Raw genomic sequence first — 26,023 nt, forward strand, 5'->3', positions numbered from 1 at the left:
ATCAGGCAGCCCCCGATTCTTTTATTTTATCAACAATTACGCCATTGGGAAGGAAACGGATGTTGGAACTGCCGATATTTCATGAATCTTACCAATTACTGACTTAATTGGTTACTTTCCCTAACCCACAAGCAAATATGTCAGCATAAATATACGAAATTCTGGATTGATATCATGGCCTTCTTTTTTAGATTCCAACGTTTGTAAACTTAATTGTGCGTCAAAACTTCTACAAATGAAACTCAGTTATTGTACTTGTAGGTCAGTCTATTAGCTAATTGTAATAGATACATAGATATCTATATATGTTAACATCTGTGCTGCCAAGTAAGGAATCGAATGTATATCTGCTAAACAAATTTTTTAATGGGCTTTACATCCTTATCTTTGCAGAAATTGACCCCGACTAAATAACATCAGGTTGAGGTTTTCCATTACCATATTCAATAAATTAAAGTAACCGCCTTTTTATAGGCATGAAATATAATAAGTAACTATGTCAGACGAAAAAATAATATTTTCAATGGCGGGGGTAAATAAGATTTATCCACCCCAAAAGCAAGTTCTAAAGAACATTTACCTTTCCTTCTTTTATGGTGCCAAAATTGGTGTCATCGGTCTGAACGGATCTGGTAAGTCCTCTCTTTTGAAAATTATCGCCGGTTTGGACAAATCATACCAGGGAGAAGTCGTTTTTTCTGCTGGATATACTGTCGGTTACCTGGCGCAGGAACCTATCCTGGATGAAAATAAAACCGTTAGAGAAGTAGTAGAAGAAGGAGTAGCAGAAATTACTGCCATCCTGAAAGAATACGAATCTATCAATGAGCAGTTTGGATTACCTGAAGTTTATGAAGATGCAGATGCAATGGATAAACTGATGACCAAACAAGGTGAGTTACAAGATAAAATTGATGCTTGTAATGCCTGGGAACTGGACAATAAATTGGAACGTGCCATGGATGCCCTGCGTTGCCCGGATCCGGATGCTAAAATTGGTGTATTGTCTGGAGGTGAACGCCGTCGTGTAGCGATGTGCCGTTTGTTACTTCAGGAACCAGATGTATTGCTACTGGATGAGCCTACGAATCACTTGGATGCAGAAAGTATCGATTGGTTAGAGCAATTCTTAAAAGACTACAAAGGAACTGTAATTGCAGTAACCCACGATAGGTACTTCCTGGATAATGTGGCAGGATGGATTCTGGAGCTAGACAGAGGTGAAGGTATTCCTTGGAAAGGAAATTATTCTTCCTGGTTAGATCAGAAAGCAAAACGCCTGGCTCAGGAAGAGAAAACAGAAAGCAAACGTCAGAAAACATTAGAACGTGAGTTGGAATGGGTACGTATGGCACCAAAAGCCAGACATGCTAAATCTAAAGCGCGTTTATCAAACTATGATAAATTAGCCTCTGAAGATTCTAAAGAAAGAGAAGATAAACTGGAACTGTTTATTCCTGCGGGACCAAGATTGGGTAACGTAGTGATTGAAGCAAATAACATTACTAAAGCATATGGCGATAAGCTGTTGTTTGAAAACTTAAGCTTCTCCCTGCCTCCAGCTGGTATTGTTGGGATTATCGGCCCCAATGGTGCAGGTAAAACTACCTTGTTCCGATTGATCACACAGCAGGAAACTCCTGATAGCGGAACTTTCCGCGTAGGTGAAACCGTAGCACTGGGTTATGTGGATCAAATGCACAACGACCTTGATCCGGATAAAACAGTATATGAAAATATCACTGATGGTTTAGATAACATTCAGCTGGGCAATAAAGCAGTAAGCGGAAGAGCTTATGTGTCTAAATTCAACTTTAATGGTGGGGATCAGCAGAAAAAAGTAGGGGTGCTTTCCGGTGGAGAACGGAACAGGGTTCACCTGGCCATTACTTTGAAAAAAGGTGCCAACGTATTGTTACTGGATGAGCCAACCAATGATATCGACGTAAATACGTTGAGAGCATTGGAAGAAGCATTAGAGAATTTTGGTGGTTGTGCGGTAGTGATTAGTCACGATCGTTGGTTCTTAGACCGTATCTGTACACACATTCTTGCTTTTGAAGGTGATTCTCAGGTTTACTTCTTCGAAGGTAACTATAGCGATTACGAAGAAAACCGTAAGAAAAGACTAGGTGATGTCACACCACACCGTCTGAAATATAAAAAACTAGTATAAATATCTGGTTCACTATACAAATCGAAAGCGGCTGCTCCGAAAGGAAACAGCCGCTTTTTGTAAGATAAAATATTACTTAATTATTAGAACTTACGTCTGATTTTCTCTAATAACTCCTTAGTCTTTTTAACTCCTTCATCTTCCGATAGTACACTGCCTTCATATTCTATCCCAACAATTCCAGACCATTTGGCGGCTTTGATGATTTCAAACATCCTGGTATAATCGATGTCTTTTTCTTCTCCATCAGCAAGGAAATCATGCGTTTTCGCACTTACGCCTTTTGCATAAGGCATCAGCTCCTGCACGCCCAGGTATTTGTCATACTCCTTATCCGCACTGATCCTGAAATTCCCAAGATCAGGCAGGGTACCGCAATAGGGATTGTTCACGCCCTTAATGACTGCAGATAACCATTTCCCATCAGAAGAATAACCACCATGATTTTCTACAATCACATTGATCTTCTGTTTCTTTCCATATTCACTTAATTTTCCTAAACCATCAATTGCTGCAGTTTTAACCTCATCAGCTGTGCCTTTACCTGCCGCATTCACACGAATGGTTTTACAACCTAGATATTTCGCAGCATCAATCCATTTATAATGGTTTTCAACTGCCGTTAATCTCGCTTTATCATCAGAATCACCCAAACTACCTTCTCCATCAATCATGATCAGGTGATTTTGAATGCCCTCACTGTCCGTACGGTCTTTAAGCTCCTTTAAATAAGCTTTATCAGTCTCTTTCTTATTGAAGAAAGGGCTTACATATTCTACAATATTAATCCCGAACTCTTTTTTAGCTTTTAATGGAAAATCCATATTGGTCAGCTTTCCAGCAAATAGCGCCCTGTGAAAGGACCATTCCGCCAGGGAAATCTGAAAAAACTCTTTCTTTTCAAAAGCAAAAGTATCCAAAGGGATAACGGAAGTTAGACCTGCAGCTGCTGACAATAAGCCTAGATCTTTAAGAAATTTTCTACGGTCGTTTGTTTTCATTTGTGTTTGGTTTAGGGGTTGATCTTACAAGGTATTAATTTCTTATTGTAAAAAAAACACTTTCTAAAAAAGACGTATAAACACCTATCTGAGCATTAATTCCACATAACTTAGTGTGCGTTTCACACATTTTCTTAATTAAAGCGGGCTCAGATTTTTTTTTCTAGGTAAATGCTTCTATTTTAGGGAAGGAATAGGTTAGGTTAAAATATCAATTGTATCAAAATCTTATAAATGAAACTCAACAAATTATTAGCAGTTCCGCTATTGGTAGCTGCTTTTTCTGCCTCCGCTCAGGAGAAACATCAACCTTATCAACAGCAGATTGATGGCACAAAATTAAACTTTGAAATGCGGGCCATCCCAGGAGGAGAATTCCTGATGGGCAGCAAAAAGGGGAAAACTGATGAAATGCCGCAGCATACAGTAACCATAGACCCTTTCTGGATGAGTACTTATGAAGTAACCTGGGATATTTACGAACCCTTCTTATATAAAGATTACGAAACTACGCATAGTACCGGCGCCGTTCCAGCAAATGTAGATGCCGTAACCCGTCCAACTAAACCTTATCTGGACATGACTTTTGGGATGGGAAAAGAAAATCATCCAGCCTTAGCCATGACAAATTACAATGCCATCCAGTATTGTAAATGGCTTTATGCCAGAACAGGAGTATTTTATCGCCTGCCAACGGAAGCAGAATGGGAATATGCCAGCAGAGCAGGAAGTACAACCGACTATGCTTTCGGCAATGAACCTTCTAAATTGGGAGAATATGCCTGGTATAAAGAAAATAGCGGGGGCAAAACCCATGAAGTGGGAAAAAAGAAACCAAATCAATGGGGACTATACGATATGTATGGTAATGTTGGCGAATGGACCTACGACCAGTATCGCCCGGATTTCTACGCCAGCGTAAAAGGAGCAAACAGTAAAAACCCGGTAGCAGTACCAGATCAGCTGTATGCACATGTGATCCGCGGCGGATCCTATGATGATGGCGCAAAAGAATTACGCTCTGCTGCCAGACTGGCCTCAGATCCGGTATGGAAACAATTAGATCCGCAGATTCCAAAAAGTAACTGGTGGTTTCCTGAAGCACCTTTTATAGGAATGCGTCTGGTTAGACCTGTTACACCACCCTCAAAAGCAGAAATCGAAGCCTATTACAATAAGCCGGTGATCTCTGATTTTTAGAAAAGAACTCACATATTAACAACCAAATAAAAACCAAACCAAATTATGAATAATGAAGATTTACGCGACAAGCGCCGTGACTTTTTAAAAACATCCGCCCTGGTGGCAGGGGGCGTTATGCTCAACCAATTCGCCTTTGCAGGAGGGCATTCCTCTACCGATGATACCATTAAAATCGCATTGATTGGCTGTGGTGATCGTGGAACTGGTGCTGCCTTTCAGGCATTAAGCACGAAACAAAATATTAAATTAGTAGCCATGGCTGATGCTTTTCAAGATCGCATGGACAACAGTTATAAAGTGCTTTCTGAGAAATTTAAAGAAAAAGTTGATGTTCCCGCAGAACGTAGGTTCGTTGGTTTCGATGGCTATCAGAAAGCAATTGCATTGGCAGATGTCGTATTATTAGTGACGCCTCCAGGGTTCAGACCTACCCATTTTGAAGAAGCAGTGAAACAAGGAAAACATGTATTTATGGAAAAACCAGTAGCAGTAGATGCACCAGGTGTCCGTAAAGTCCTTGCAGCAGCAGAATTGGCAAAAAAGAAAAAATTAAACGTAGTGGTTGGACTGCAGCGCAGGTACCAGGCGAATTACAGAGAAACCTTAAAACGTATCCAGGATGGTGCAATAGGGGAAGTCATGAGTGGACAGGTGTACTGGAATAGCGGTGGTGTTTGGGTGAAAAAACGTCAGCCACAGCAAACAGAAATGGAATACCAAATGAGAAACTGGTATTACTTCAACTGGTTATGCGGAGACCATATCGTAGAACAGCACGTACACAATATTGATATTGCCAACTGGGTGAAAAATGCTTACCCGGTTTCTGTTCAGGGAACAGGTAGCCGCGCCTGGAGAACAGGTAAAGACTACGGCGAGATTTATGACAACCATGCGGTAGAATTAACCTATGCCGATGGTGCGGTCATCTACAGCCAATGCCGCCATTTTGAAGGTATTGCCAACCGTGTGGATGAAACATTCCAGGGAACAAAAGGACGTACCTATTTATCGGCAGGAAACAATGGCGTAATTTGGGATCTGAAAGGAAAAGAATTATTTAGCCACCCAACAAAAGGAAACGCAAATCCTTACCAGACAGAACATGATGAGTTATTTGCAGCGATCGCAAAAGGTGACTATAAGTTTGCTGATGCAGAACGTGGTGCGAAAAGCTGTTTCACAGCCATCATTGGTAGATATGCAACCTATTCCGGACAAACCATTAAATGGGATGAAGCTTTACAGGCCAACAATAGCTTGATGCCTGATGAATTGAGCTGGACCGCAAATCCAAAACTAATGCCGGATGCAAATGGGCTGTACCCAATCCCAACTCCGGGTAAATCTAAAATAATTTAAGTCGGAACTGCTGGTGGCAGGAATCCATAAATCGGCTTTGCTATTATTACCGCTGCTGATCTCGCTTTTTACTAAGAAAGCAGATCAGCAGCAGTATAGTATTCATGGCTATGCTCAGGGAACAGATTATTCCGTTAAATATTTCGCGACGGATAGCATCGTCACAAAAGCATCCATTGACAGCATCTTAATCAAGATCGACTCTTCTATGTCGCTCTATAAACCCTATTCCCAGATCAGCCAGTTCAACAGGAGTCAGACCGGGATGCGCATCGATGATCATTTTGCTGCGGTCATGCGTAAATCATTTGAAGTTTACCAGAAAACAAATGGAAAATTTGATGTGACTGTCGCGCCATTGGTTCAAGCATGGGGCTTTGGCCCAAAACCAGTGACTGTTTTTCCGGATTCCGCCCAGATCAAGCTGCTATTGCAAAATGTAGGAATGGACAACCTGAGCCTAAAAGGAAACTACCTGAAAAAGAAAAAGCCAGCCATTACCATAGACCTGAACGGCATCGCGCAGGGATATAGTGTGGATGTCGTAGCAGACTACCTTTTGAAAAAAGGAATTCGCTCTTTTATTGTCGAAATTGGTGGGGAACTGAGGGTGGAAGGTCCGAAACCTGATGGATCTGTGATGAGAATAGGAATTGAAGGGCCAGCAGCATCTAGTATCGATGAGCCGGAAATCAGACATGTACTCAGTTTTAGCACAGGAGCAATCACCACTTCCGGTAATTACAGAAAATACCTGCAGCGCGGGAAAGGGAAAATTGCCCACCTGATCAATCCTAAAACAGGTTATCCCCTGGATAATCAACTGATCAGTGCCACAATTTTTGCAAAAGATGCGATCACCGCTGATGGATATGACAATGCCGTCATGGCCATGAGCGTAGAAGAAGCCCTGGCCTTTGTGGCCAGTCAGAAAGGAATGGAAGCCTACCTGATTTACCATCGTAAAGATGGCAGAGTAGCCGATACCCTGACCAATGGCTTTAGAAAAATGATTTTAATTAAATAACTATTCAATACCTTTTTAAAATACTAATCATGAACAGAATAGAATTTTTAAGAAATACGGCGATAGCTACCGGTGCATTGTTAACCGGATCAGCTGTAAACGCAGTGGCAGATCCTGCTGCAGCCAATTCTTTCCATGGAACAGCAGGGAAAACATTTAACCTGGACTATGCACCGCATGAAGGAATGTTTGCCAATAATGCAGGTAAAAGTTTTCTGGACCAGATTCGTTTTATGCACGATCAGGGATTCAGATCTATAGAAGATAACGGTTACCTTAGAAGGTCTTTAGAGGAGCAAACCAAAATTGGTGAGCTATTGGCCAAATTGGGAATGACCATGGGCGTGTTTGTAGTAGATGGCGGCGACAATTGGAAAACTTCCCTGACTACCGGAAAAAAGGAATTTAAAGATAAATTTATAGATACCTGTAAGCTTTCTGTAGAAGCAGCAAAACGCTGTAATGCCAAATGGCTGACGGTGGTTCCCGGTTTTTATGAACGTAGACTGCCTTATGGAAATCAAATGGCCAATGTAGTGGATGCGATGAGGGCAGGAGCAGAGATCTTTGAACCACATGGGTTAATTATGGTACTGGAAACCTTAAGTGATACGCCGGAACTTTTCCTGCAGCAAACACACGAAACTTTTAACGTTTGCAAAGCCGTTAACAGTCCGTCCTGCAAAATCCTTTACGACATTTACCACATGCAGAAAACAGAAGGTAACCTGATCGTGAATATGGATCGCTGCTGGGACGAAATTGCTTACATCCAGATTGGAGACAATCCAGGTAGGAAAGAACCCACTACCGGAGAGATCAATTACAAGAATTTATTTAAACACATCCATGCAAAAGGTTATAAAGGAGTCATGGGTATGGAACATGGCAATTCCAGACCAGGTAAAGAAGGGGAACTACGCGTGATCCAGGCCTACCGTGAAGTCGATAATTTCCTGGCCTAAAATAAAAACTAGCTTAAAATAAACTAAACTGGGTTCCGGGAACTTTAAATAAACCGGAGTCCAGTTTAAAACGCACTTCATTTAAATGGTTCAGTCGACAATGAAGCTTAAAATTGTCATTGATCAGCTTGGCAATATGGCCATCTCCCCGCATTCTTTCTCCAAATCTGCTGTCGTTCACATTCCCCCCGTGACAAGATTGGATCAGGTGCCATACTTTTTCAAATCTATCCGGATAATTTTTACGAAGCCAGTCTTCAAAAATGCCACCAATAGCCCCATTGAGCCTAACCACCGTGTAACCTGCAGAGCGTGCACCAGCATTGGCAATCGTTTTCAAGATGGTTGGAATCTCATGGTCGCTCAATCCAGGAACAAGCGGCGCAACCATCACACCCATCGGAATCCCCGCTTTACTCAGCTCTTCCACTACTTTTAGCCTCTGTTTGGCTGTAGTGGTTCTGGGCTCCATCTTTTGCCGTAATTGCTCGTTTAAGCTATTGATCGATACGTAAACCATGCACAGGTTTAACTTTGCCATCTCCGACAAAATATCCATATCGCGAAGAATGAGGGAATTTTTCGTGATCATCCCAATCGGCTGACGGTATTCCAGGGCGATTTCCAGCAACTGCCTGGTGATTTTGAATTGTCGTTCTGCCGGTTGATAACAATCTGTATTGCCAGAAAGAGAAATAACGGAAGCATCCCAGCCTTTGCGCTCCAGAAATTTTTTGAACAGCATTGGTGCATCCTTCTTGACCACAATCTTGCGCTCGAAATCAAGTCCGGCGCTAAAGCCCCAATACTCATGTGCATTACGGGCATAACAATAAGTGCAGCCATGTTCACATCCCTGGTAAGGATTCAGTGAATATGCCATCCCAACATCGGGACTGTCCACTTTGTTGACAATAGATTTACTCTGACCAAAGATAAAAGTAGTTTTATGGTCTGTTTCCTCCCAATCGTCTATTCCTTCCTGATGATCTTTGACATAACTATCCTTTGCAAACCTGTTGTGAGGGTTGAATTGTGCACCTCTTCCCTTAAAATAACTTTCACCCGTTTCTTCCTCTAATTTCATTAGTTAAAATTACTAATAATATTAGCAATCTGCAAGTCGCTATTTTGATTCTGTAGTAGAAATATAATTCCTGGGTACGGTGTCAGCCATCTTTTCATAAGCCCAGAAACCACTAAAAAGTGAAGATTGTGCATTATACATGCCGCCATCCATATAAAATTTAATAGGTGGCTGAAGTAAAAGAATAGTAGATATTTGATAGTTAGGGATGTCTAATGGACGGTTGATCGCATGATTTGACATTTCTGTATACCCCTTAGTTTCCCTTTCATTGGTATAGATGACATAAAGGTCATCACTGAAATTAATCGTTTTCAAATCATGATTTAATGTTTTTACCAAGGTGTCAGTCAGGATTTCCGCCCGGTTTAATATTTCTATAGTTTTTGGTACAGCTTGCTGTTTACGCCAGTAAGCAATAGAATCATTTAAAGGGGAGCTGCCTGGTTTAGCAAAAATAAGGTCTAATCTGGTCAAGGGGTTTCCAGGCTTGAAAAGCTGTCTCAGTTTTGCATCAATCAGGCTATCCGGATAACGGTTTTTATTGGGTACCTTTGCAAGTTTATGAATGATAAAACCATCAGCAGCGGTGCTGTTCCGATATAAGGAACGGAAAAAATGCTGAGAAGAACCTAAATAGGCAATCTCTCTTTTATTGGCCCAGTTTTTCCTTTGATTTTTTGATCCAGGCAAATCCTCGTAAGTAGGAAAGCCCGAATAGTAGACAATATTGCGTTTAAAGTCACGCTCAAAGTTATTCAGCAGGTATTTGATGCGGTAACCCAATGATTTGTTTTCAATAATCAGAAACTCATTGGCAGTAACTGTCAGTACGTTTTCTGCCTTATTATAATCTGTTTGAAGTACCTGAGGATTCAATAATTTGCACTGTACGGAGTTTGGGGTCATTCCTATGAATTGCTGCAGGAATATTTTGATGTAGCGATCCCGGTTAGGATCCGCTTTAATCACGACCTCCCGGAGTTGAATGGTGTTCTCCAGCAAGATCACCGCAATTTTCGCAGATTTATTGGAGATGACTACATTTTTACTGAGCGGAAGATAACCCATCATCTCGATTAACACATCGTAGTTTCCAGCATTCAAGCCTGGGAGCACAAATTCACCCTCATTATTCGTAACCGTAGCCATTTTATAACTACTCAGGTAAACGCCGGCGCCGGGAATAGGTTTCCCTTCTTTATCCCGTATCGTTCCGGAAATGTTAAAACTGTTTTGGCCGTAACTACTCAGCCCTATCAATAAGAATAAACTACAAAAGCGTAACCATTTCGTCATAAACTAATGTAGTTAAAGCTTTATAAACTGTAAAGAAAAATTAAATAATTTTTATGAATTTAATAGCCCAGAAGTTCCTTCGCATTGGCGATGGCCGGAAGGCCAGGATCTTTGCCGCTTAGCATTTCTGCAATCACATGAATGCGCTCTTCAGGAGCCAGTCTGCGGATTCCTGTAGTAGGACGCACACCTTTCTCATTTTTGTAAACAAAATAATGTGCCTCTCCTTTAGCTGCAATTTGAGGCAAATGGGTGATGCACATCACCTGCATATTTTTCTCCAGATCGCCGATTACATCACCTACACGTAAAGCAGTCTCGCCTGAGATACCCGTGTCAATTTCATCGAAAATCAAAGTAGGTAATGCCGTATGCTTGGCCATAATAGATTTTAAAGCTAACATCAACCTGGAAAGTTCTCCACCAGAGGCCACTTTTCCAACTGGTGCTGGTGGCTGACCGCTATTCGCAGAAAATAACAGCACTACATTGTCCTTCCCATCCTTATTCAGCTCCTCTAAAGGTGTTTTTACAATTTTGATTTTTGCATTTGGCATCCCCACTAATTGCAATACAGCGGCCACTTGATTTTCAGTCGCAATGATAGATTGACCTCGATCGGCTGATAAAGTCGCTGCCATTTGCTCCAATTGTTCTTTCAACTGAGCAATCTCCTGGTTTAAGCGATCAATTTCTTCATCGCTGCTCAGTAGATTGTTTAAATTATCAGAAAGCTTCTGATGAATGCCCATCAGCTCTTCAATACTATTGACCTTGTGTTTTTGTTCTAAAGTATATATCACATCAAGCCTGTTGTTGATCTCTTCAATTCTGGAAGGATTAAAAACGGTGCTTTCTTCGAGGTTTAAAGTTTCTGCTGCGATGTCTTTTAATTCAATTAATGCAGAACGAAGACGTTCATTGAGTAAGGCATAGTCTGGGTTAAAACGTTCTATTGCCTGGATCTGAACAATGACTTCTTTTAAAACCGGTAATGCAGATACTTCCTGATCAGAAAGTAAACTATATGCATTGACCAAACTCCTCTTAATACTCTCCGCATTGTTGAGCGTTTGTAATTCTATTTCCATCAAACTCTGCTCATCAGCTTTCAGGTTGGCATTTTCCAGTTCATTGAATAGAAACTGCTCATAATCCTGCCTGCTTTTCGCTTCATCAGCTGCGGTTTGCAAGGCGGCAAGATGCTGTAAATGCTTTTTGTATTGTTTGTAACCTTTGCGATATTGTGCCAATAGCGACTGATGATCCGCCAAAGTATCTACTACCGACAATTGAAAACCTGGATCATTGATTTCTAAAGTCGCGTGCTGCGAGTGAATGTCTATCAATTTCTCTCCAACTTGTTTCATTACGCCAAGTGTAACCGGCGTATCATTGATGAATGCCCTGGATTTACCATCGGTAGAAATCTCTCTCCTTAGAATAGTTTCTTCATAGAAATCAATGTCGTTCTCTTCAAATAAAGAGTGTAAAGTGTCATCAGTCAGTAGAAACTGACCTTCTATGATACATTTTTTCTCCTGATTAAAGAAATACTTGGTTTCTGCGCGTTGTCCTAAAATGAGGGAGAGGGCACCCAGCATAATGGATTTACCAGCACCAGTTTCCCCGGTGATGATGTTTAAACCTTTGTCGAGTTTTAACTCAACACTGTCTATTAAAGCGTAGTTACGGATCGAAAGTTTCTGTAGCATATTACGCTGCTAAAATAAGAAATCTTATGCAATGCCAGTGGTTTCTTTCATATAATAACAGTGCTTTCTTTCACATCATAAAGGCAGAAGATAAATCTTCTGCCTCTAATCTATGGTTTGGTCTAGGTTGCTGAATTACCAGGTTTTCTTCGATTCAGCTTCTTTTTTCTTTTTTAAAGCTTCCACTTCCTGCTCATATTTTTTGCGAAGCTCCTTGTATTCTGTAGAACTTTGAAATGCTCTTTCTTCGGCTATTTTTTTCTTAAATTCAGGAGAATTATAATAAGCAGCGGCTTTTTCAGCATGCTTACCGATTTCTTCCTGCTGTTTTCTCCATTCCGGAGTATCGAATTTTTTAGCCATCTCCTGCGCATTTTTAGCGATATCTTCTTGCTGCTGCTTCCATTCCGGGGAATCAAAGTGCTTTCTCATTTCTTCCGATATTTTCAGGACGTCTTCCTGCTGCTGCTTCCATTCCAGAGTGTTAAACTGTTTTTTCATGGCTTCTGCATTGGCAATAAGGGCTTGCTGCTGTTTTTTCCATGCTGGAGAATCAAACTGTTTTCTGATGTTCTCTGCATTTTTTTGAATATTAAGCTGTTGTTTCTTCCAATCTGCAGTACTAAAGCGCTTTTTGATTTCTTCTGCATTGAGCATGATTTCTGCCTGTTGTTTCTTCCATTCCGGGGAAGATAAGAAAGCTAGACTTGCCTTGGTGGCACTATCTGCCAGGTGTAGGTTATTCCCTAAACTGTCAGGATAATAATAATAGGTTTGCTGGCCATTGTGGTTTTGTTTCACCAAAATGCGCTGGGTCTTTTTCTTTTTTGTGGTGTCAGCAGGCCAGCTTGTTTTCTCCTGAGCAGCTTTCAAAGCTTGAATTTCCTGTTTTTTGAATTTCAATCCTACACCGGCGATTTCCATTTCATGGGTAGCAGTGCTGGTCGTTGTACTTACCGCTTCTGCTTTAGAAGGCTTCACCCATGCCAAAGAAATTACGGTAACAATCGTTAGTGTGATGGCAAAGAACTGCTGCTTTGCGTTCATATAGTTCGTTTTCATGTCTGTAATTCTTTTTATACGTTGATACAAATGTTGATTTGTGCCTGTCGCCGCCATAGAAAGGGCAGGGGCAGATTTGTCTTTCATAATCTCCAGCTTAAGCAAGGCATGGGCATACGTTACCGGCGTCCCGGTAAGCTGTACCACCAGGTCATCGCAGGCATGTTCTCTCTCGATATTGATGAACCTGCCGCTAAGCCAGATGAAAGGATTAAAAAATAAAATGGTTTCTACACCAGTTTTAATAAGATTCAGGAGGTAATCATTTCTGCGGATATGGGAAAGTTCATGGATTAAAATGGCTTCCACTTGTTTCAGGTCCAGTTGTGTGGCCAGGGAAATAGGAAATAAAACAATGGGTTTAAAATAACCCAATACCAGGGGCACATTCACCTGCTCAGAAAGGTAAAAGCCAATCGTTTGTTTCAGGTTTAACTTCCCGCGCATTTCCTCAAATGCGGTGTTCCAGGCTGCTGGAACAGCCAGATGAACCGAGTTTTTAAGCTGCTGCATTTTCTGATAACCCGCCAAAAGAATAACCAGCTGAAATAGCAGGCCGATGCCATAAATGCTCACCAGATAAGGAAAAAGCTGTTCTGCCTTACTGCTGATATTTTGAGGAATGTTGTTCAGGTATTCATAATAAGCAGCGCTGATTTGAAGTTCTGCGCCCTGCTGAGTTCCATTGGCCTGAGGCAACTTGAATATGGAAAAAAAGGTGATGCAAAAGCAAACAAAGATCAGGCATAGCGCAGCATAAGCCAGGTTGTGTTTCCTTGCCGAGCTCAGCTTTGGAAAGGAAATGACGATAAGGAATAACAGGCCATAAATAATGGCTCCTTGCCATAAGGAGTGAAAGATGCTCCATCCGGTTGCTTTGATCAGGTTGTTTACAATTGCTTCCATAATGTTATTTGTCGCTTAGGTTGTCCAGGTATTTTTTAATTGAATCGATTTCATCTTTACTCGCAGAATGGTTTCCTAAAGCCTGCATGACCAAACGTGCTGCGGAACCATTAAATACATTGTCGATCATTTTACTCACCAGGTGCTGCTGGGTTTTCTCCTGATTCACCAATGCACGATAGATATGTGTTTTTGAAGAAGTGTCACGAATCACCAGACCTTTTTCGGCCATGATCTGCATGAGCTTTAAAGTGGTGGTGTAACCTGCCTCTTTGTTCTGCTCCAATATCTCATGTACTTCTCTTACAGTACAATGGCCTTTTTCCCACAATATCTGTAAGATCTCTAATTCGCTTTCCGTGGGTTTAAGGGGGGTAGATGGGTTCATATCTTTTGATGTACGAATTGTTTCGTAATCAAATGTACGAATCTATTCGTAGAAACAAAATAATTCTATAAAAAAAATGAAAAACTACACGAAATTAGTGTTGAATAGGCTATTAACGGGCTTATAGGCCTTGTTTAGCCGGTTTTAAGCCTTCGTATTTATTGAGGTTTGCAGGATCGATTTCTGAGAGCAGCTGATAAGCAGCGATTCTTTCCTGAGGATTGCCAAGAGAAAGGACATTCACCAGCTCGTCTGCCTTGGTAGAAAAATAAACGTTTGGAAAGATAGATCCTATCTTTTGACGGTCCATTTTTGTGAGGCTGGAAAGATAAGTAATGATCTTTTTTGTGCCCTTGTCCTGGTCTTGCTGCAATCTGTCCAGGCCATTAAAGTGATAGTTAAAGATAAAACCCCTCAGCTCTTCAAAGCTATTGTCGAGCAGGTTCTGGTTGAGCCAGTATCTGTTTCTTAAGCCGTCTGAGGCCTTCCATCCATTATTGCCTGATGCTTGTGCCAGATTTAAGGTGTTTTGGGCTTTAATAAAGTACGGTGTTCCACCCAGGTAACTAAAGCTATCTTTATCCAGCCCGATGATGGTATGTGCATAGAAGCCAAGTAAAGAACTTAAGTTGGAAATGAAGTTTAGGTCTGAATAATCAAGTGCCGACCCTTCATTATAATTGAAATCAAAATCTTTGTCGCTGATGTTGAGAATGGTGCTGTTGTAGGCACTGCCATAAACTGGTCTGCTCGATTGGATTTGTGCTTCTGCTTTATAGCCGGAGCCGCCATCCCAGGCCGTTACTGTAATCACGAAATTAGTCTCTATCCGCTCATTTGGCAGGTAAGTCTCATTCGTCCATTTATTATTGTTTAAAAAGTCTCTGATGGTGTTTTGGAGGATCTCTACATTCCGCTTATTCACATTCGGAACAGTAGGAGCAGTTACCGTCACCCGTACATTCAGCTCCTGAGCATGAACTGCAGCCTGACTAAAAAGAAAAACAATAAAGAAGAATAGGAGAGAGCGTTTTTTCATTAATGCACCAGTTTTAATATTTCATTACAAATATCCTTTGCCACCTCCGTCTTCGATTTAGTCTCAAAAACGGTTTTTTCACCTGCTTTATTAAATATAGTGATTTTATTGGTATTCACTTTAAATCCGGCACCTTTGTCGTTCAGAGAATTGAGGACAATCAGGTCCAGGTTTTTCTTGCTGAGTTTCGCTTTGGCATAAGTCTCTTCGTGCTCCGTCTCCAGCGCAAAGCCTACTAAAATCTGTCTTGCTGATTTGACTTGTCCGAGGGTAGCCAGAATATCTGTGGTCTTCTTCAGCTCCAGACTAAACGCTGCACTGTTCTTCTTGATCTTCTGATCTGCGGCAGTCACCGGAGTATAATCTGCTACAGCGGCGCTCATCACCATAATGTCCGTTTGAGGAAAAGCATGTTCACAGGCAGCCAGCATATCAGCCGCACTCACTACATCTATCCTTTTTAAGGTGCTGCTGGTTTTTTCAGCAGTAGGACCAGTGATCAGTGTGACCTCTGCACCTAAAGCTGCAAATACATCCGCAATGGCAAAACCCATTTTCCCCGAAGAGTGGTTGCCAATAAAACGAACCGGATCAATGGCCTCATAAGTGGGGCCTGCAGTAACCAATACCTTTTTGCCCAATAAAGGAAGGCCTTTTTTTGCAGCCTCATTTAGAAAGGAAAGGATTTCTTCTGGTTCAGCCATTCTACCAGCGCCATATAAGCCGCTTGCCAGTTCACCATCACCAGGAGGGATCACCTGATTTCCATAAGAAACCAGCTTTTCTATATTCTGCTGCGTACTTTCATGCTTCCACATGTCCAGATCCATTGCCGGAGCAACAAAAACAGGGCATTTCGCCGATAAGTAAACCGCAGATAAAAGGTTGTCGCAGATTCCTGTAGCCATTTTAGCCAGAGTATTCGCACTTGCTGGTGCAACGACCATGAAATCAGCCCAAAGGCCCAATTCCACATGGTTACTCCAAACACCGGTTTCGGCATCAAAGTATTGCGTATATACAGGGTTTTTTGAAAGGGTAGCCAGGGTGAGCGGAGTAATGAAATTCGCCGCATCGGCTGTAAGGATAACTTTAACGTTTGCGCCAGCCTTTACCAGTAACCTGACCAGTATCGCTGATTTATATGCTGCAATGCTGCCGCAAACGCCAAGAATTATATTTTTATTTTCTAGCATAGTTTTTTAATGCATGAATGCAGTGGAATACCTATGCCTGATCTTATTGCTGCTCTTTAGCAGGGTTTCTGTAGTAAATTTTGTCATTAAGAAACTCATCAATAGCAATTAAGCTCGGCTTTGGCATACGCTCATAATGCTTACTGATTTCGATTTGTTCCCTGTTTTCAAAGATCTCTTCCAGGTTGTCATTTGAAGAAGCAAACTCAGCCAATTTACCGTGTAACTCTTCTTTAATGTTGTTAGAAATCTGATTAGCCCTTTTAGAAATAATTACTAAAGACTCATAGATATTCTCAGTTTTCTGATCTAAATCATTAACATTTCTAGTAACCGTAGTATTCGGTACAGCAGGTTTATTCGTGTTCATTATTTGATGGGGGTTTTAATTGTATTATTGGTACTATCCGCCTTAGCTTCTTTCGCCAACATGGCTTTATATTTTTCCTGATTCTTTTGGAATTCAGCAATTACGCGTTTTGCATGCTCAATACCAGCTTCACTGTCTTCTTTTAAAGACTTAGCATCAGCAATTAATTTGCTCTCTGGATGCGATTCTATAAACTCATTTGCATAAGTAATCGCTTCATTATAACGGTCTTCCTGACGGATTTCAATACTGTTTTTTGCGTAGTTATATTGAGATTTTACAATCAATAAATCCATTTCCTCAGCATACTTAATATCAGGATAGTCGATCTGCGCATTTTTTAATGCGATCACCGCTGATTTATAATTACTGATGTCATAGCCGCCTAAATCATAATATAATCTGGCATTGTCATAAGCTTTCGTCTCTAACTTTCCACGTAAAATTGCAATGTATTTTGTCGCATCCGCAACACGCTCACTTCTTGGATAAAAGTTGATGAACAGCTGTAAAGCGTCAATCGCTGCCCTTGTATTTGCCTGATCTAAAGAAGATTTTGGCGACTCCAGATAGTAACAGTAAGCGCCCAGATACCTGCATTCTTCTGCATATTTACTGGTCGGATAAGTATCCGCAAATGATTTAAACTGGTATCTTGCAGTGGTGTAATCTCTTAGTTTGTAAAGGGTTAGGGCGTAGTAGTAGTTCAAGTCTTCTGCTTCCGCTCTACCTCTGTATTTCTGTGAAAGGTCTTCAAAAAGAATAATTGCTTTCGAATAATTCTTCTTGTTGTAGAGCTTCATCGCCTCCTGATATTTCTTGGCTACATCATTGCTCAATCTGATCTTTTCAAACTGGCTTTTGCAACCCGCGATAGTCAGGGCTATAATGGTGAAACTTAATAGTAATACGTGTTTAATTTTAAACATTCTGCAAAGATAAGTTAATAATACGATAACGTCAATTAAAAATAATAGGACGCTAAGCTATGTAAAGCGATTCATCCTGTCAAACCCTTAACATAATTTAACAAATGAGATTCCTTAAAAGCATCCGCCAATGCGGTAAAGCGGATTAAATATACGTATTTCTGCTGATTTTTAACAGTTCATCAGGATCAGGATACAAAAAATATTACCGCAATTGGAACCTTACCTTTCCGGAGGTAATAAAAACAACTAAATGAGACAAATGCTGGTTTCGTATAGTCCCCGTATTGCCAATATAGTTGATCGTTTAGCCAGTAAGAAATCGATTAATTCTGCTAATTTAGTCGGATTTACAACCAAGTATAGCCATTGCCAATGATGATGAAAAAGACGCTGATTGTTGCCGCTGCACTCTTGTCCTTACAGAGTGTGTCCTATGCCCAACATCAAAACATTTACAGGAAAAACTGGATTGACTTTAATAAAAATGGGAAGAAAGACATCTTCGAAGACCCTGCCCAGGATATTGAAAAGCGGGTGGCCGACCTGCTTTCCCAAATGAATGTGGAAGAGAAAACTTGTCAGATGGCCACACTTTATGGTTATGGGAGGGTATTAAAAGACGAAATGCCGACTGCCGAATGGAAAACAAAGGTCTGGAAAGATGGTATTGCCAATATCGATGAAGCCCTAAACAGTCTCGTCTATAATAAAAAAGCCGAAACGAAATATTCCTACCCCTTCAGCAGGCATGCAGATGCGATAAATACACTTCAAAAATGGTTTATCGAAGAAACCAGGATGGGGATTCCAGTAGATTTTACCAATGAAGCCATCCATGGATTATGCCATGATCGGGCCACCCCATTACCTGCACCCATCAATATCGGAAGTACCTGGAATAAAGCCATGGTGCGACAAGCCGGTTCAATTGTAGGAAGAGAAGCAAAAGCACTAGGGTATACCAATGTCTACGCACCGATCCTGGATCCCGCAAGAGATCAGCGTTGGGGCAGAGTGGTAGAATGCTATGGCGAAAATCCTTACCATATCGCCGAACTCGGTAAACAAATGGTGTTGGGAATCCAGGAAAATGGCGTCGCCGCTACTTTAAAGCATTTTGCTGTCTATAGTATCCCTAAAGGGGGCAGAGATGGTCATGCACGTACCGATCCCCATGTGGCAATGCGTGAATTGCACCAGATTCACCTGTATCCTTTTAGAAGAGTGGTACAGGAAGCCGCACCAATGGGTGTAATGAGCAGTTATAATGATTATGATGGCGTTCCAATCACTGGAAGTCACTATTTCCTGACAGAATTGCTTAGAGAAAAATATGGTTTTAAAGGATATATCGTTTCTGATAGCGAAGCCGTAGAATACATTTTTTCTAAACACCACGTAGTAGATGATTATAAAGGAGCCGTAAAACAAGCGGTAGAAGCAGGCCTAGATGTGCGGACCAATTTCACCATGCCTGAGGAATACATTATGCCTTTAAGGGCATTGATCAAAGAAGGCCGTGTATCGATGAAAACGATCGATGAGCGGGTAGGAAATGTGCTGCGCGTTAAATTCAGGTTAGGGCTTTTTGACCAACCCTATGTGCAGGATACCAAAGGCTCAGACAAATTGGTGCATACCGCGGAAGATGAAGCATTTTCCGCACAGCTGAGCAGGGAATCATTGGTTTTGCTGAAAAATGAAGGAAACCTATTGCCTTTAACATTGAAAAATGTAAAGAAAATCATGGTGACCGGGCCCTTAGCCGCGGAACAGAATTATACGACCAGCAGGTATGGTCCTTCAAATAACCCGATTACCTCTGTGCTTGACGGGCTGAAAAAATATGTAGGTACAGCAGCAACGGTGAATTATGTGAAAGGCTGTGAGATTATTGATCCAACCTGGCCGGAAAGTGAGATCATTCCAACACCATTAACTGCTGAAGAACAAGCCGGAATAGATGCCGCAGTGGCCGAAGCGAAGTTATCAGATGTGATCATTGCAGTAGTAGGCGAGGATGAAAAACGTGTGGGAGAGAGTCTGAGCCGTACCGGATTGAACCTTCCCGGCCGACAATTACAGTTGTTAATGGCCTTACATGCCACAGGTAAACCAGTAGTGATGGTGATGATCAATGGGCAGCCACTCACCATCAACTGGGAAAATAAAAACCTGTCCGCCATATTGGAAGCCTGGTTTCCTGGTCCGCAAAGTGGAAATATCATTGCAGAAACCTTGTTCGGCGATTATAATCCGGGAGGTAAATTACCCATTACTTTTCCAAAATCTATTGGCCAGCTGGAATACAACTTTCCTTTTAAACCTGCATCTCAAGCCGGACAACCGAGCAGCGGAAATAATGGATATGGTAAAACCAGCGTAAATGGTGCTCTATATCCTTTTGGTTATGGTTTAAGTTATACCACTTTCGAATACAGCAACCTTAAAGTGAAGCAGCGCACGCAGCAAGCGGGATCAGTCATTGAAGTGACGGTAGACGTAAAAAATACAGGGAATCGTAAAGGCGATGATGTGGTACAGCTGTACCTGAAAGATATGGTGAGCAGTGTAACGACTTACGACTCCGATTTGCGTGGTTTTGAAAGAGTAGGACTGCTGCCGGGAGAACAAAAAACCGTCCGCTTTATGCTCAACCCAGACGACCTGTCTATTCTAGAGAAGGATATGAACTGGAGGGTAGAACCCGGTAAATTTCGTGTGATGATCGGCCATTCTTCCGAAGACATTAAATTAAAAGAAGAATTTGATATCCTTCCTTAGGGAGGCTTATCTCCCTTTTTCATAAGCTATTTTTAGGAAATTCCGAACCTCTTCATTTAAATCTTCCAATAGATATATCCGCAGGTGATGATTGTAATCATCACTGGCGGGTACCTTTTTGATTTTTCGGAAGCAATGATTATCCTCATAGGCTTGCTTAAATGGGAGCACCACATCTATAAAATCTTTGCCTATTTGAATGATATAGGCAAAGTTTATCCGGTTAGCAATAGAAATCATCGTTTTGGCAGTATGTAAATTTACCTCGCCAATCTCCTGAAATGAGTGCAGCAAGCCTTCGAATAGCGCAATACTATGTGCTGATTTATTTTGTAAAAATGAGGAAATCCCGTTGTCTTCGTAGGTCATGGGTTTTATAATTTGTGCCTTCTTATTTGAAAACCAGTTAAATATACCTAAATCCGCTATTTTAATCGCTGTAAAAATATTTTCCCCTAAATAATTTGGATAGCTCATATTATTCTCTAGATTTACAGTGTACTAGTTGACTAGTACACTAAACTTTGACGCTATGATAGAAATCTCTAACCTGACTTTTGGATACAGCAAAAAGAAGCTGTTGTTTAAAAATCTCAACTTGAAACTTCAAATGGGCCATATCTATGGTCTCCTTGGAAAAAATGGAGCTGGTAAATCCACATTGCTTAAAAACCTTGCCGGCCTGGTATTTCCACAAGAAGGACTTTGTCAGTTAAAAGGCTATCGTGCAGCAGACCGTTTACCAGGTTTTCTGCAGGAGCTGTTTTTTATCCCCGAAGAAATTTATCTGCCAGGAACTACAGCCATTCAATTTGCCCAAAATACCGGTCACTTCTATCCGAAATTTGATGAAAACCATTATTACAAGATGCTGGCCGAATTCGATGTGCCACATACCAGTGTATTGAACAAGCTCTCTTTTGGTCAGCAGAAAAAAGTAATGATCGCCTTTGGCCTGGCCACAAATACGGCCCTGCTGATTATGGACGAGCCAACCAATGGCTTGGACATTCCTTCTAAAGCGAAATTCAGAAAAATTATTGCCGCGGCATTGACAGAAGAGCGCTGCATCATCATATCTACCCACCAGATCAGAGATTTGGATAGTCTGATTGATAGTGTGCTGATCGTACATGAACAAGAAATTGTTTTGAACAAAAGTCTCGATGAAATTGCCGAAAAGATTCATTTCAGCAGTTCAGCAACAGTAGATAAAACACTCATCATCTATGAAGAAGCACACAGAATAGGTTTAAATACCATGAGCATTAATCCAAAAGAAGCCTTCAGTAAAGTGGATATGGAACTTCTTTTTAGTGCAGTTATCAGTGATCATAAATCAGTTACAAAACATTTAAACTAAAACACGCCTCATGAATAATATATTTAGTCTCCGGAGATTTTCAAAGCTTTTCATTAAACATAGTCAGGAATATTTTAAAACCTATCTATTGTCAGTCATTGTTCTATTGGGCTTGTTGGCTACCGTATTAGGTTTTATTTCTTATTTAAGTGGCGGTAACCTGGGTGTAAAAAGTCAATATGCCATATTCTTCTTTTTCATTCTCGGTGTGGGCTCGATTTTCACCAGTATGATTTTCTCGGACCTGGGCAACAGCAGGAAATCAATTGCAATGATGACTTTGCCCGCCTCTCATTTTGAAAAGTACCTGGTCGCCTGGATCTATTCTTTTCTAATTTATCAATTGATTTTTGTATTGAGCTTCTATGCAGTAGACTTTGTGATTTTAAAACTGCAGGATACAGAAAATACGGGCAAAATAGCTTTGCTGGATCTTCGAAACCCAAATACGTCTTATGCCCAGGCATTGGTCGCTTTCTCCATGATCCATAGTATGGCTTTCCTGGGTGCGGTATTTTTTGAAAAGTTAAACTTTATAAAAACAGCAAGCTTGGTTTTGCTGCTCTGCTTATTGCTAATTTTGATCAATTATCCGCTAGCAAGCTCGATTTTAGGGCTGAATCTTGACAAGGTCGTTCCTTTAGGCGAAGTTCGCATTAAAGAAGGGGAGCAGTATTTTAACATCCAGGCACAATCATCTGTTAGACCGATTATTCAGGGAATGGCTTATACATTTGTCTTGATTTTATGGATAGGAACTTATTTTAAATTGAAAGAAAAACAGGTGTAAAATGGAATTTAGGGAGAATGAAGCGATATACCTGCAGATTGCAGCTTATGTTGGAGAACACATCGTTCTGGGCAAATGGCCATTGGATCAGAAAATTCCATCGGTCAGGGATTTGGCAGTAGAACTACAGGTCAATCCAAATACAGTGTTAAGGGCTTATGAGTTTCTGCAGAATAAAGAGGTGATTGTCAACAAACGTGGAATAGGTTTCTTTATCGCTGCAGATGCAGAAATGAAAATAAAGGAATATAGTAAAGAACGTTTTCTTGGGAATGCACTTCCTGAATTTTTCAAAAACATCTATCTGCTGGACATCAGTATGAAGGAGATTGAAGAAAGGTTCGAGCAGTTTAAAGCAGCACATTACCAACAGGATTAAATAGAACTGAGACCATCAACCATAAAATTAGACATACATGAAAACAAGTAACATGTTGATCATTGCCGCTATTATCGTCACTTTAGGGATGTTAACGACCTATAACTTCTCTTTAAAGGCCGCTTATCAAGCTGGCGAATATAAAAACCGCTTTCATGAAAGCGAGTTTACAGAATTTAAGAACATTGAAACGCTGAATGTAACTGCTGCCAATCTGATGGCAATTGTGGTAGAAACTGGACAGAAAGAAGGAATATGGATTAGGAATAGGATTAAAGACCGTCTGGTCTTAAAACAGACAGGCAATGATTTAACGATTGGCCTGACAGAGGAAGCCAGAAAAAGCTCCAGGAGTATTGGAGAAGATGATATTGTATTGGTGATAAATAACTTAACCAAGTTGAATACGAAGGCTTTTTTCTTAGATAAAACTCAGTTAACAGATGGAAAAAGGTATGGAGGAGGAGTGGCTTTGAAAGGTATTAAAGCTGGAAATCTTGAGCTGGAGATAGGTCCTGGAACGGCGGTATCCATGGATCAAGTGGTATTGAAAACCTTAAAAGCAGTGGTAGGCCCAGGGGGCGATCTTGCTGTTCTTGACTTAAGTGCTACCAATCAAATTGAATTTGCTGATTTTGAAATTCCAGGAGGAAGCAGGATGTCATTGAATAATCCTAAAATTGTAAAGACGAGATACAATTTGTCAGATGTAGCAACCGTGACTTTAAATGGTACTGCATTACAGGTGATTAAAAGTCAGTAAACAGGATTATAAATTTAAGTATTCTTATTTAAAGGTTCATGCGGCTAGCATGGACCTTTTTTATTGGATATTAGATTTTTTTTAGTAAAAAAAAGGCTGAAAGACTAGGGACACTGCTTGTAGGTAATAGGATTTTGACCTGGTCTTGAATCGGGGTTGATGGGGCCTCCGCCGGCCTTATGACCGATCTAAGCCTTTTCAAAGCTTTCTCATCCTTTTTGATATAGCGACAGTTCCAAATGAATTTCCGACTAAATCTGTTTTAGCTTACTATTTCCAGGCTCGTTTAATTCCGTCGAGCTGCAAGGTATAATTCTTCCTATTTGATGTTACACCTTTCTTCTGCTCATCTGTCTGTGTTTTTTTTGGATAACTGTCTGCGGTTTTTTTTAGCTAAAAACGACCTTTAAACTAGTTGTATGCCTGTGTTTTATGTAAGGTCTGAATTGTTTGTAGTTTATTGTTTTCTGGGACTATTATGTCCAATTTGCGCGGAGTAAAAACTTAAATTTTAAAATTATGGCAATTTCAAGAAATGGCATACATGGCTGGCCAAGCGGTAAGCTAGGTAGAGTGGTCTATTATTTATTAAGAGGACAACCTGTTCAAAGAACCATCGGCAAACCAGGGAAACCTAGTTTAAAACAGAAGGCTAACCATGAGTCTATGGCGGTAGTCACGCGTTTTCTGGGACGTTTTAAAGAATACCTGAATAATGGTTTTGAGCTGGAAGCGCGTGGAACGATCAGAAATCAACACAATCTTGCCGTTTCCTGCAATAAGAAAAGTGCATTGAAGGGGGAGTATCCGAACATCAGTATCGATTATACTAAAGTACAGCTCAGTAAGGGCAGCTTAACGAACCCTGAAAATGTACGTATGAAAAAGGTAGAAGGAGGTTTGCAAATCAGTTGGGATCCCTTGAACGCTTTGAATCAATTCGGAAAGGGTGAACAATACGACGATTGTTTGCAGCTGGCCGTTTATTTCCCAAAAAGGAAGAGCCAAATTATCGAGTTGAATTTTTCTAAAAGAGGGACTGGGACTGCTTTCCTGCCTTTAAGCGAGGAAGTGTTGGAGTCACCTATGGAAGTATTCCTGTTTTTAAGTGCTGCAAATCATACTTCAGTTTCAGATACCCTATATATAGGTAACCTGAACGGTGTCTTGGATGAACCTAAAAGCACAAAACATCAAGAAAATCGGGTAGAAGATCTGGGAGCAGATATTCGATTTGAGCAGATAAAGGAACAATACTACCTGCAAATGAAGTTGAGGCCAGAAGACAGGTTACCGGGAAAAGCTTTCAGAAGTTTGGAAAAGGAATACCTGGTACTCATGAATAGGTACGAATCTACCTCCAGATCCCGACAAAGGAAGCCTGATTAGGAACTGCTCATAGTATATATAGCATGCGCATAGTTATACATGGTATAGTATATATATAGTATGCATTGTATCTATTATAATAGGTAGGTAGAAACAGTACCCGGGAAATGCATGTCTTTACGTGATAACGGAGAAGATTAAGGACTGAATTTACCTGGATGTGCTAAGATTAGCGGTAACCTATCCATATCAGCTGTCGCAGCAAAAGGTTTTGGATTGCTTTTTCCTTTAGTTTAGGAAGATGTGGTTGGGTATTTGCTTTTTTTAAACGATTTATGTGCTGTGAGTCATGAAGTTAGGAATGTGATACAATTATAAAGCTGATAATGTTTGCGGGGACGTTTAATTTTCCTACTTTTGCATCCCGCTTCGGAGGAAGGGTTACAGTGAAAGAGATACAGAGAGAAGATTTGAAAGATTGCAGTAGGAGTTTGTTAAAGTCGGTTTTACCGGTTTAATCACCAGAAAAACAAAAAGATTTATTTTCAAATAAAGCTTGACAATAACAAAAAGATTTCTACCTTTGCAGTCCCAACAAAAACGGGGGTTACCAAACGGAGTTTGATAACAAAACAAAAAAGACTGAAACAATCGATCACCGATTGCAACATATACAGAAGATCCGTGAGGTGATTCGAGAAGTTCATTAAAGAGATGTCATTTATAAACGTAGCGAGGTACGATAGTACAGTTTCAAAGTACATGAAAACCAAAGCTATTATTTCGAGTCAGAAACTGACAGACAATACAAAAAAAGAATAAAGACTATTATTAACAAGTTAAGAATGGTCAGCGTTCAAACAACACATTTTACAATGGAGAGTTTG

General features: G+C 40.7%; 22 protein-coding genes. 11 read left to right on the forward strand and 11 right to left on the reverse strand.

Features of this window, described 5'->3' with window-relative positions; genetic code table 11:
• Nucleotides 1-496: 496 nt before the first annotated feature.
• The gene (gene ettA, locus K7X70_RS14600; protein ID WP_222537717.1) at nucleotides 497-2,176 is read left to right on the forward strand and encodes an energy-dependent translational throttle protein EttA; all 1,680 of its coding nucleotides are present in this window, start codon (nucleotides 497-499) and stop codon (nucleotides 2,174-2,176) included.
• A gap of 83 nt (nucleotides 2,177-2,259) precedes the next feature.
• On the opposite strand, the gene K7X70_RS14605 is transcribed toward ettA, so the two are convergent.
• On the reverse strand, nucleotides 2,260-3,177 hold the full coding sequence (locus tag K7X70_RS14605; protein ID WP_222537718.1) for a sugar phosphate isomerase/epimerase family protein: 918 nt from the start codon (nucleotides 3,175-3,177) through the stop codon (nucleotides 2,260-2,262).
• 234 nt (nucleotides 3,178-3,411) lie between these two features.
• On the opposite strand from K7X70_RS14605, the gene K7X70_RS14610 reads away from it, so the two are divergent.
• The 4 genes from K7X70_RS14610 to K7X70_RS14625 are packed head-to-tail and all read left to right on the forward strand — an operon-like array spanning nucleotide 3,412 to nucleotide 7,734.
• Nucleotides 3,412-4,377, forward strand: a complete 966-nt coding sequence (locus K7X70_RS14610) for a formylglycine-generating enzyme family protein (RefSeq protein WP_222537719.1) — start codon at nucleotides 3,412-3,414, stop codon at nucleotides 4,375-4,377.
• Between the two features lie 45 nt (nucleotides 4,378-4,422).
• The gene (locus K7X70_RS14615; RefSeq protein ID WP_187667420.1) at nucleotides 4,423-5,742 is read left to right on the forward strand and encodes a Gfo/Idh/MocA family protein; all 1,320 of its coding nucleotides are present in this window, start codon (nucleotides 4,423-4,425) and stop codon (nucleotides 5,740-5,742) included.
• Nucleotides 5,743-5,755: 13 nt separating this feature from the next.
• Nucleotides 5,756-6,769: an FAD:protein FMN transferase gene (locus K7X70_RS14620; protein ID WP_368388860.1), complete on the forward strand. Its 1,014-nt coding sequence runs from the start codon at nucleotides 5,756-5,758 to the stop codon at nucleotides 6,767-6,769.
• A 29-nt stretch (nucleotides 6,770-6,798) separates the two neighbouring features.
• Nucleotides 6,799-7,734 carry a hydroxypyruvate isomerase family protein gene (locus tag K7X70_RS14625; protein WP_222537720.1) on the forward strand — a complete coding sequence of 312 codons (936 nt, stop codon included), beginning with the start codon at nucleotides 6,799-6,801 and terminating at the stop codon, nucleotides 7,732-7,734.
• Between the two features lie 13 nt (nucleotides 7,735-7,747).
• Here K7X70_RS14625 and K7X70_RS14630 read toward each other — a convergent pair whose 3' ends face one another.
• The 9 genes from K7X70_RS14630 to K7X70_RS14670 form a co-directional block, all read right to left on the reverse strand.
• Nucleotides 7,748-8,821, reverse strand: coding sequence for a PA0069 family radical SAM protein (locus K7X70_RS14630; RefSeq protein ID WP_222537721.1), 1,074 nt, complete (start codon nucleotides 8,819-8,821; stop codon nucleotides 7,748-7,750).
• Between the two features lie 39 nt (nucleotides 8,822-8,860).
• A complete protein-coding gene (locus K7X70_RS14635) occupies nucleotides 8,861-10,120 on the reverse strand; it encodes a carboxypeptidase-like regulatory domain-containing protein (RefSeq protein WP_222537722.1) in 1,260 nt (419 codons plus the stop codon).
• A 59-nt stretch (nucleotides 10,121-10,179) separates the two neighbouring features.
• Complete coding sequence (gene recN / locus K7X70_RS14640) at nucleotides 10,180-11,835, reverse strand: DNA repair protein RecN (protein WP_062550178.1); 1,656 nt, start codon at nucleotides 11,833-11,835, stop codon at nucleotides 10,180-10,182.
• Between the two features lie 135 nt (nucleotides 11,836-11,970).
• Nucleotides 11,971-13,803, reverse strand: coding sequence for a M56 family metallopeptidase (locus tag K7X70_RS14645; RefSeq protein WP_222537723.1), 1,833 nt, complete (start codon nucleotides 13,801-13,803; stop codon nucleotides 11,971-11,973).
• Between the two features lie 4 nt (nucleotides 13,804-13,807).
• Nucleotides 13,808-14,191, reverse strand: coding sequence for a BlaI/MecI/CopY family transcriptional regulator (locus tag K7X70_RS14650; protein ID WP_062550176.1), 384 nt, complete (start codon nucleotides 14,189-14,191; stop codon nucleotides 13,808-13,810).
• 121 nt (nucleotides 14,192-14,312) lie between these two features.
• Nucleotides 14,313-15,230, reverse strand: coding sequence for a type IX secretion system protein PorD (porD, locus tag K7X70_RS14655; protein WP_222537724.1), 918 nt, complete (start codon nucleotides 15,228-15,230; stop codon nucleotides 14,313-14,315).
• Nucleotides 15,230-16,426, reverse strand: a complete 1,197-nt coding sequence (gene coaBC / locus K7X70_RS14660) for a bifunctional phosphopantothenoylcysteine decarboxylase/phosphopantothenate--cysteine ligase CoaBC (protein WP_222537725.1) — start codon at nucleotides 16,424-16,426, stop codon at nucleotides 15,230-15,232. Before coaBC ends, porD begins: the two co-directional genes overlap by 1 nt.
• Nucleotides 16,427-16,469: 43 nt before the next feature.
• Nucleotides 16,470-16,796, reverse strand: a complete 327-nt coding sequence (locus K7X70_RS14665) for a DNA-directed RNA polymerase subunit omega (RefSeq protein ID WP_062550173.1) — start codon at nucleotides 16,794-16,796, stop codon at nucleotides 16,470-16,472.
• A complete protein-coding gene (locus K7X70_RS14670) occupies nucleotides 16,796-17,725 on the reverse strand; it encodes an outer membrane protein assembly factor BamD (RefSeq protein ID WP_222537726.1) in 930 nt (309 codons plus the stop codon). Before K7X70_RS14670 ends, K7X70_RS14665 begins: the two co-directional genes overlap by 1 nt.
• A 375-nt stretch (nucleotides 17,726-18,100) precedes the next feature.
• On the opposite strand from K7X70_RS14670, the gene K7X70_RS14675 reads away from it, so the two are divergent.
• A complete protein-coding gene (locus K7X70_RS14675) occupies nucleotides 18,101-20,512 on the forward strand; it encodes a glycoside hydrolase family 3 N-terminal domain-containing protein (RefSeq protein ID WP_222537727.1) in 2,412 nt (803 codons plus the stop codon).
• 6 nt (nucleotides 20,513-20,518) lie between these two features.
• On the opposite strand, the gene K7X70_RS14680 is transcribed toward K7X70_RS14675, so the two are convergent.
• Entirely contained in the window at nucleotides 20,519-20,881 is a 363-nt protein-coding gene (locus K7X70_RS14680) for a DUF5655 domain-containing protein (RefSeq protein WP_222537728.1), read from the reverse strand.
• A gap of 163 nt (nucleotides 20,882-21,044) precedes the next feature.
• On the opposite strand from K7X70_RS14680, the gene K7X70_RS14685 reads away from it, so the two are divergent.
• The 5 genes from K7X70_RS14685 (at nucleotide 21,045) to K7X70_RS14705 (ending at nucleotide 25,196) form a co-directional block, all read left to right on the forward strand.
• Entirely contained in the window at nucleotides 21,045-21,875 is an 831-nt protein-coding gene (locus K7X70_RS14685; RefSeq protein WP_222537729.1) for an ABC transporter ATP-binding protein, read from the forward strand.
• 10 nt (nucleotides 21,876-21,885) lie between these two features.
• Nucleotides 21,886-22,665 (forward strand): hypothetical protein, encoded by a 780-nt coding sequence (locus K7X70_RS14690; protein WP_222537730.1) that lies wholly within the window; start codon nucleotides 21,886-21,888, stop codon nucleotides 22,663-22,665.
• A gap of 1 nt (nucleotide 22,666) precedes the next feature.
• Entirely contained in the window at nucleotides 22,667-23,044 is a 378-nt protein-coding gene (locus K7X70_RS14695; protein WP_062550168.1) for a GntR family transcriptional regulator, read from the forward strand.
• Nucleotides 23,045-23,081: 37 nt separating this feature from the next.
• Complete coding sequence (locus K7X70_RS14700; RefSeq protein WP_222537731.1) at nucleotides 23,082-23,807, forward strand: hypothetical protein; 726 nt, start codon at nucleotides 23,082-23,084, stop codon at nucleotides 23,805-23,807.
• 519 nt (nucleotides 23,808-24,326) lie between these two features.
• Nucleotides 24,327-25,196: a DUF6266 family protein gene (locus K7X70_RS14705; RefSeq protein ID WP_222537732.1), complete on the forward strand. Its 870-nt coding sequence runs from the start codon at nucleotides 24,327-24,329 to the stop codon at nucleotides 25,194-25,196.
• Nucleotides 25,197-26,023 lie beyond the last annotated feature (827 nt).

It is taken from the genome of Pedobacter polysacchareus (genome assembly GCF_019802255.1).
Classification (GTDB): domain Bacteria; phylum Bacteroidota; class Bacteroidia; order Sphingobacteriales; family Sphingobacteriaceae; genus Pedobacter; species Pedobacter polysacchareus.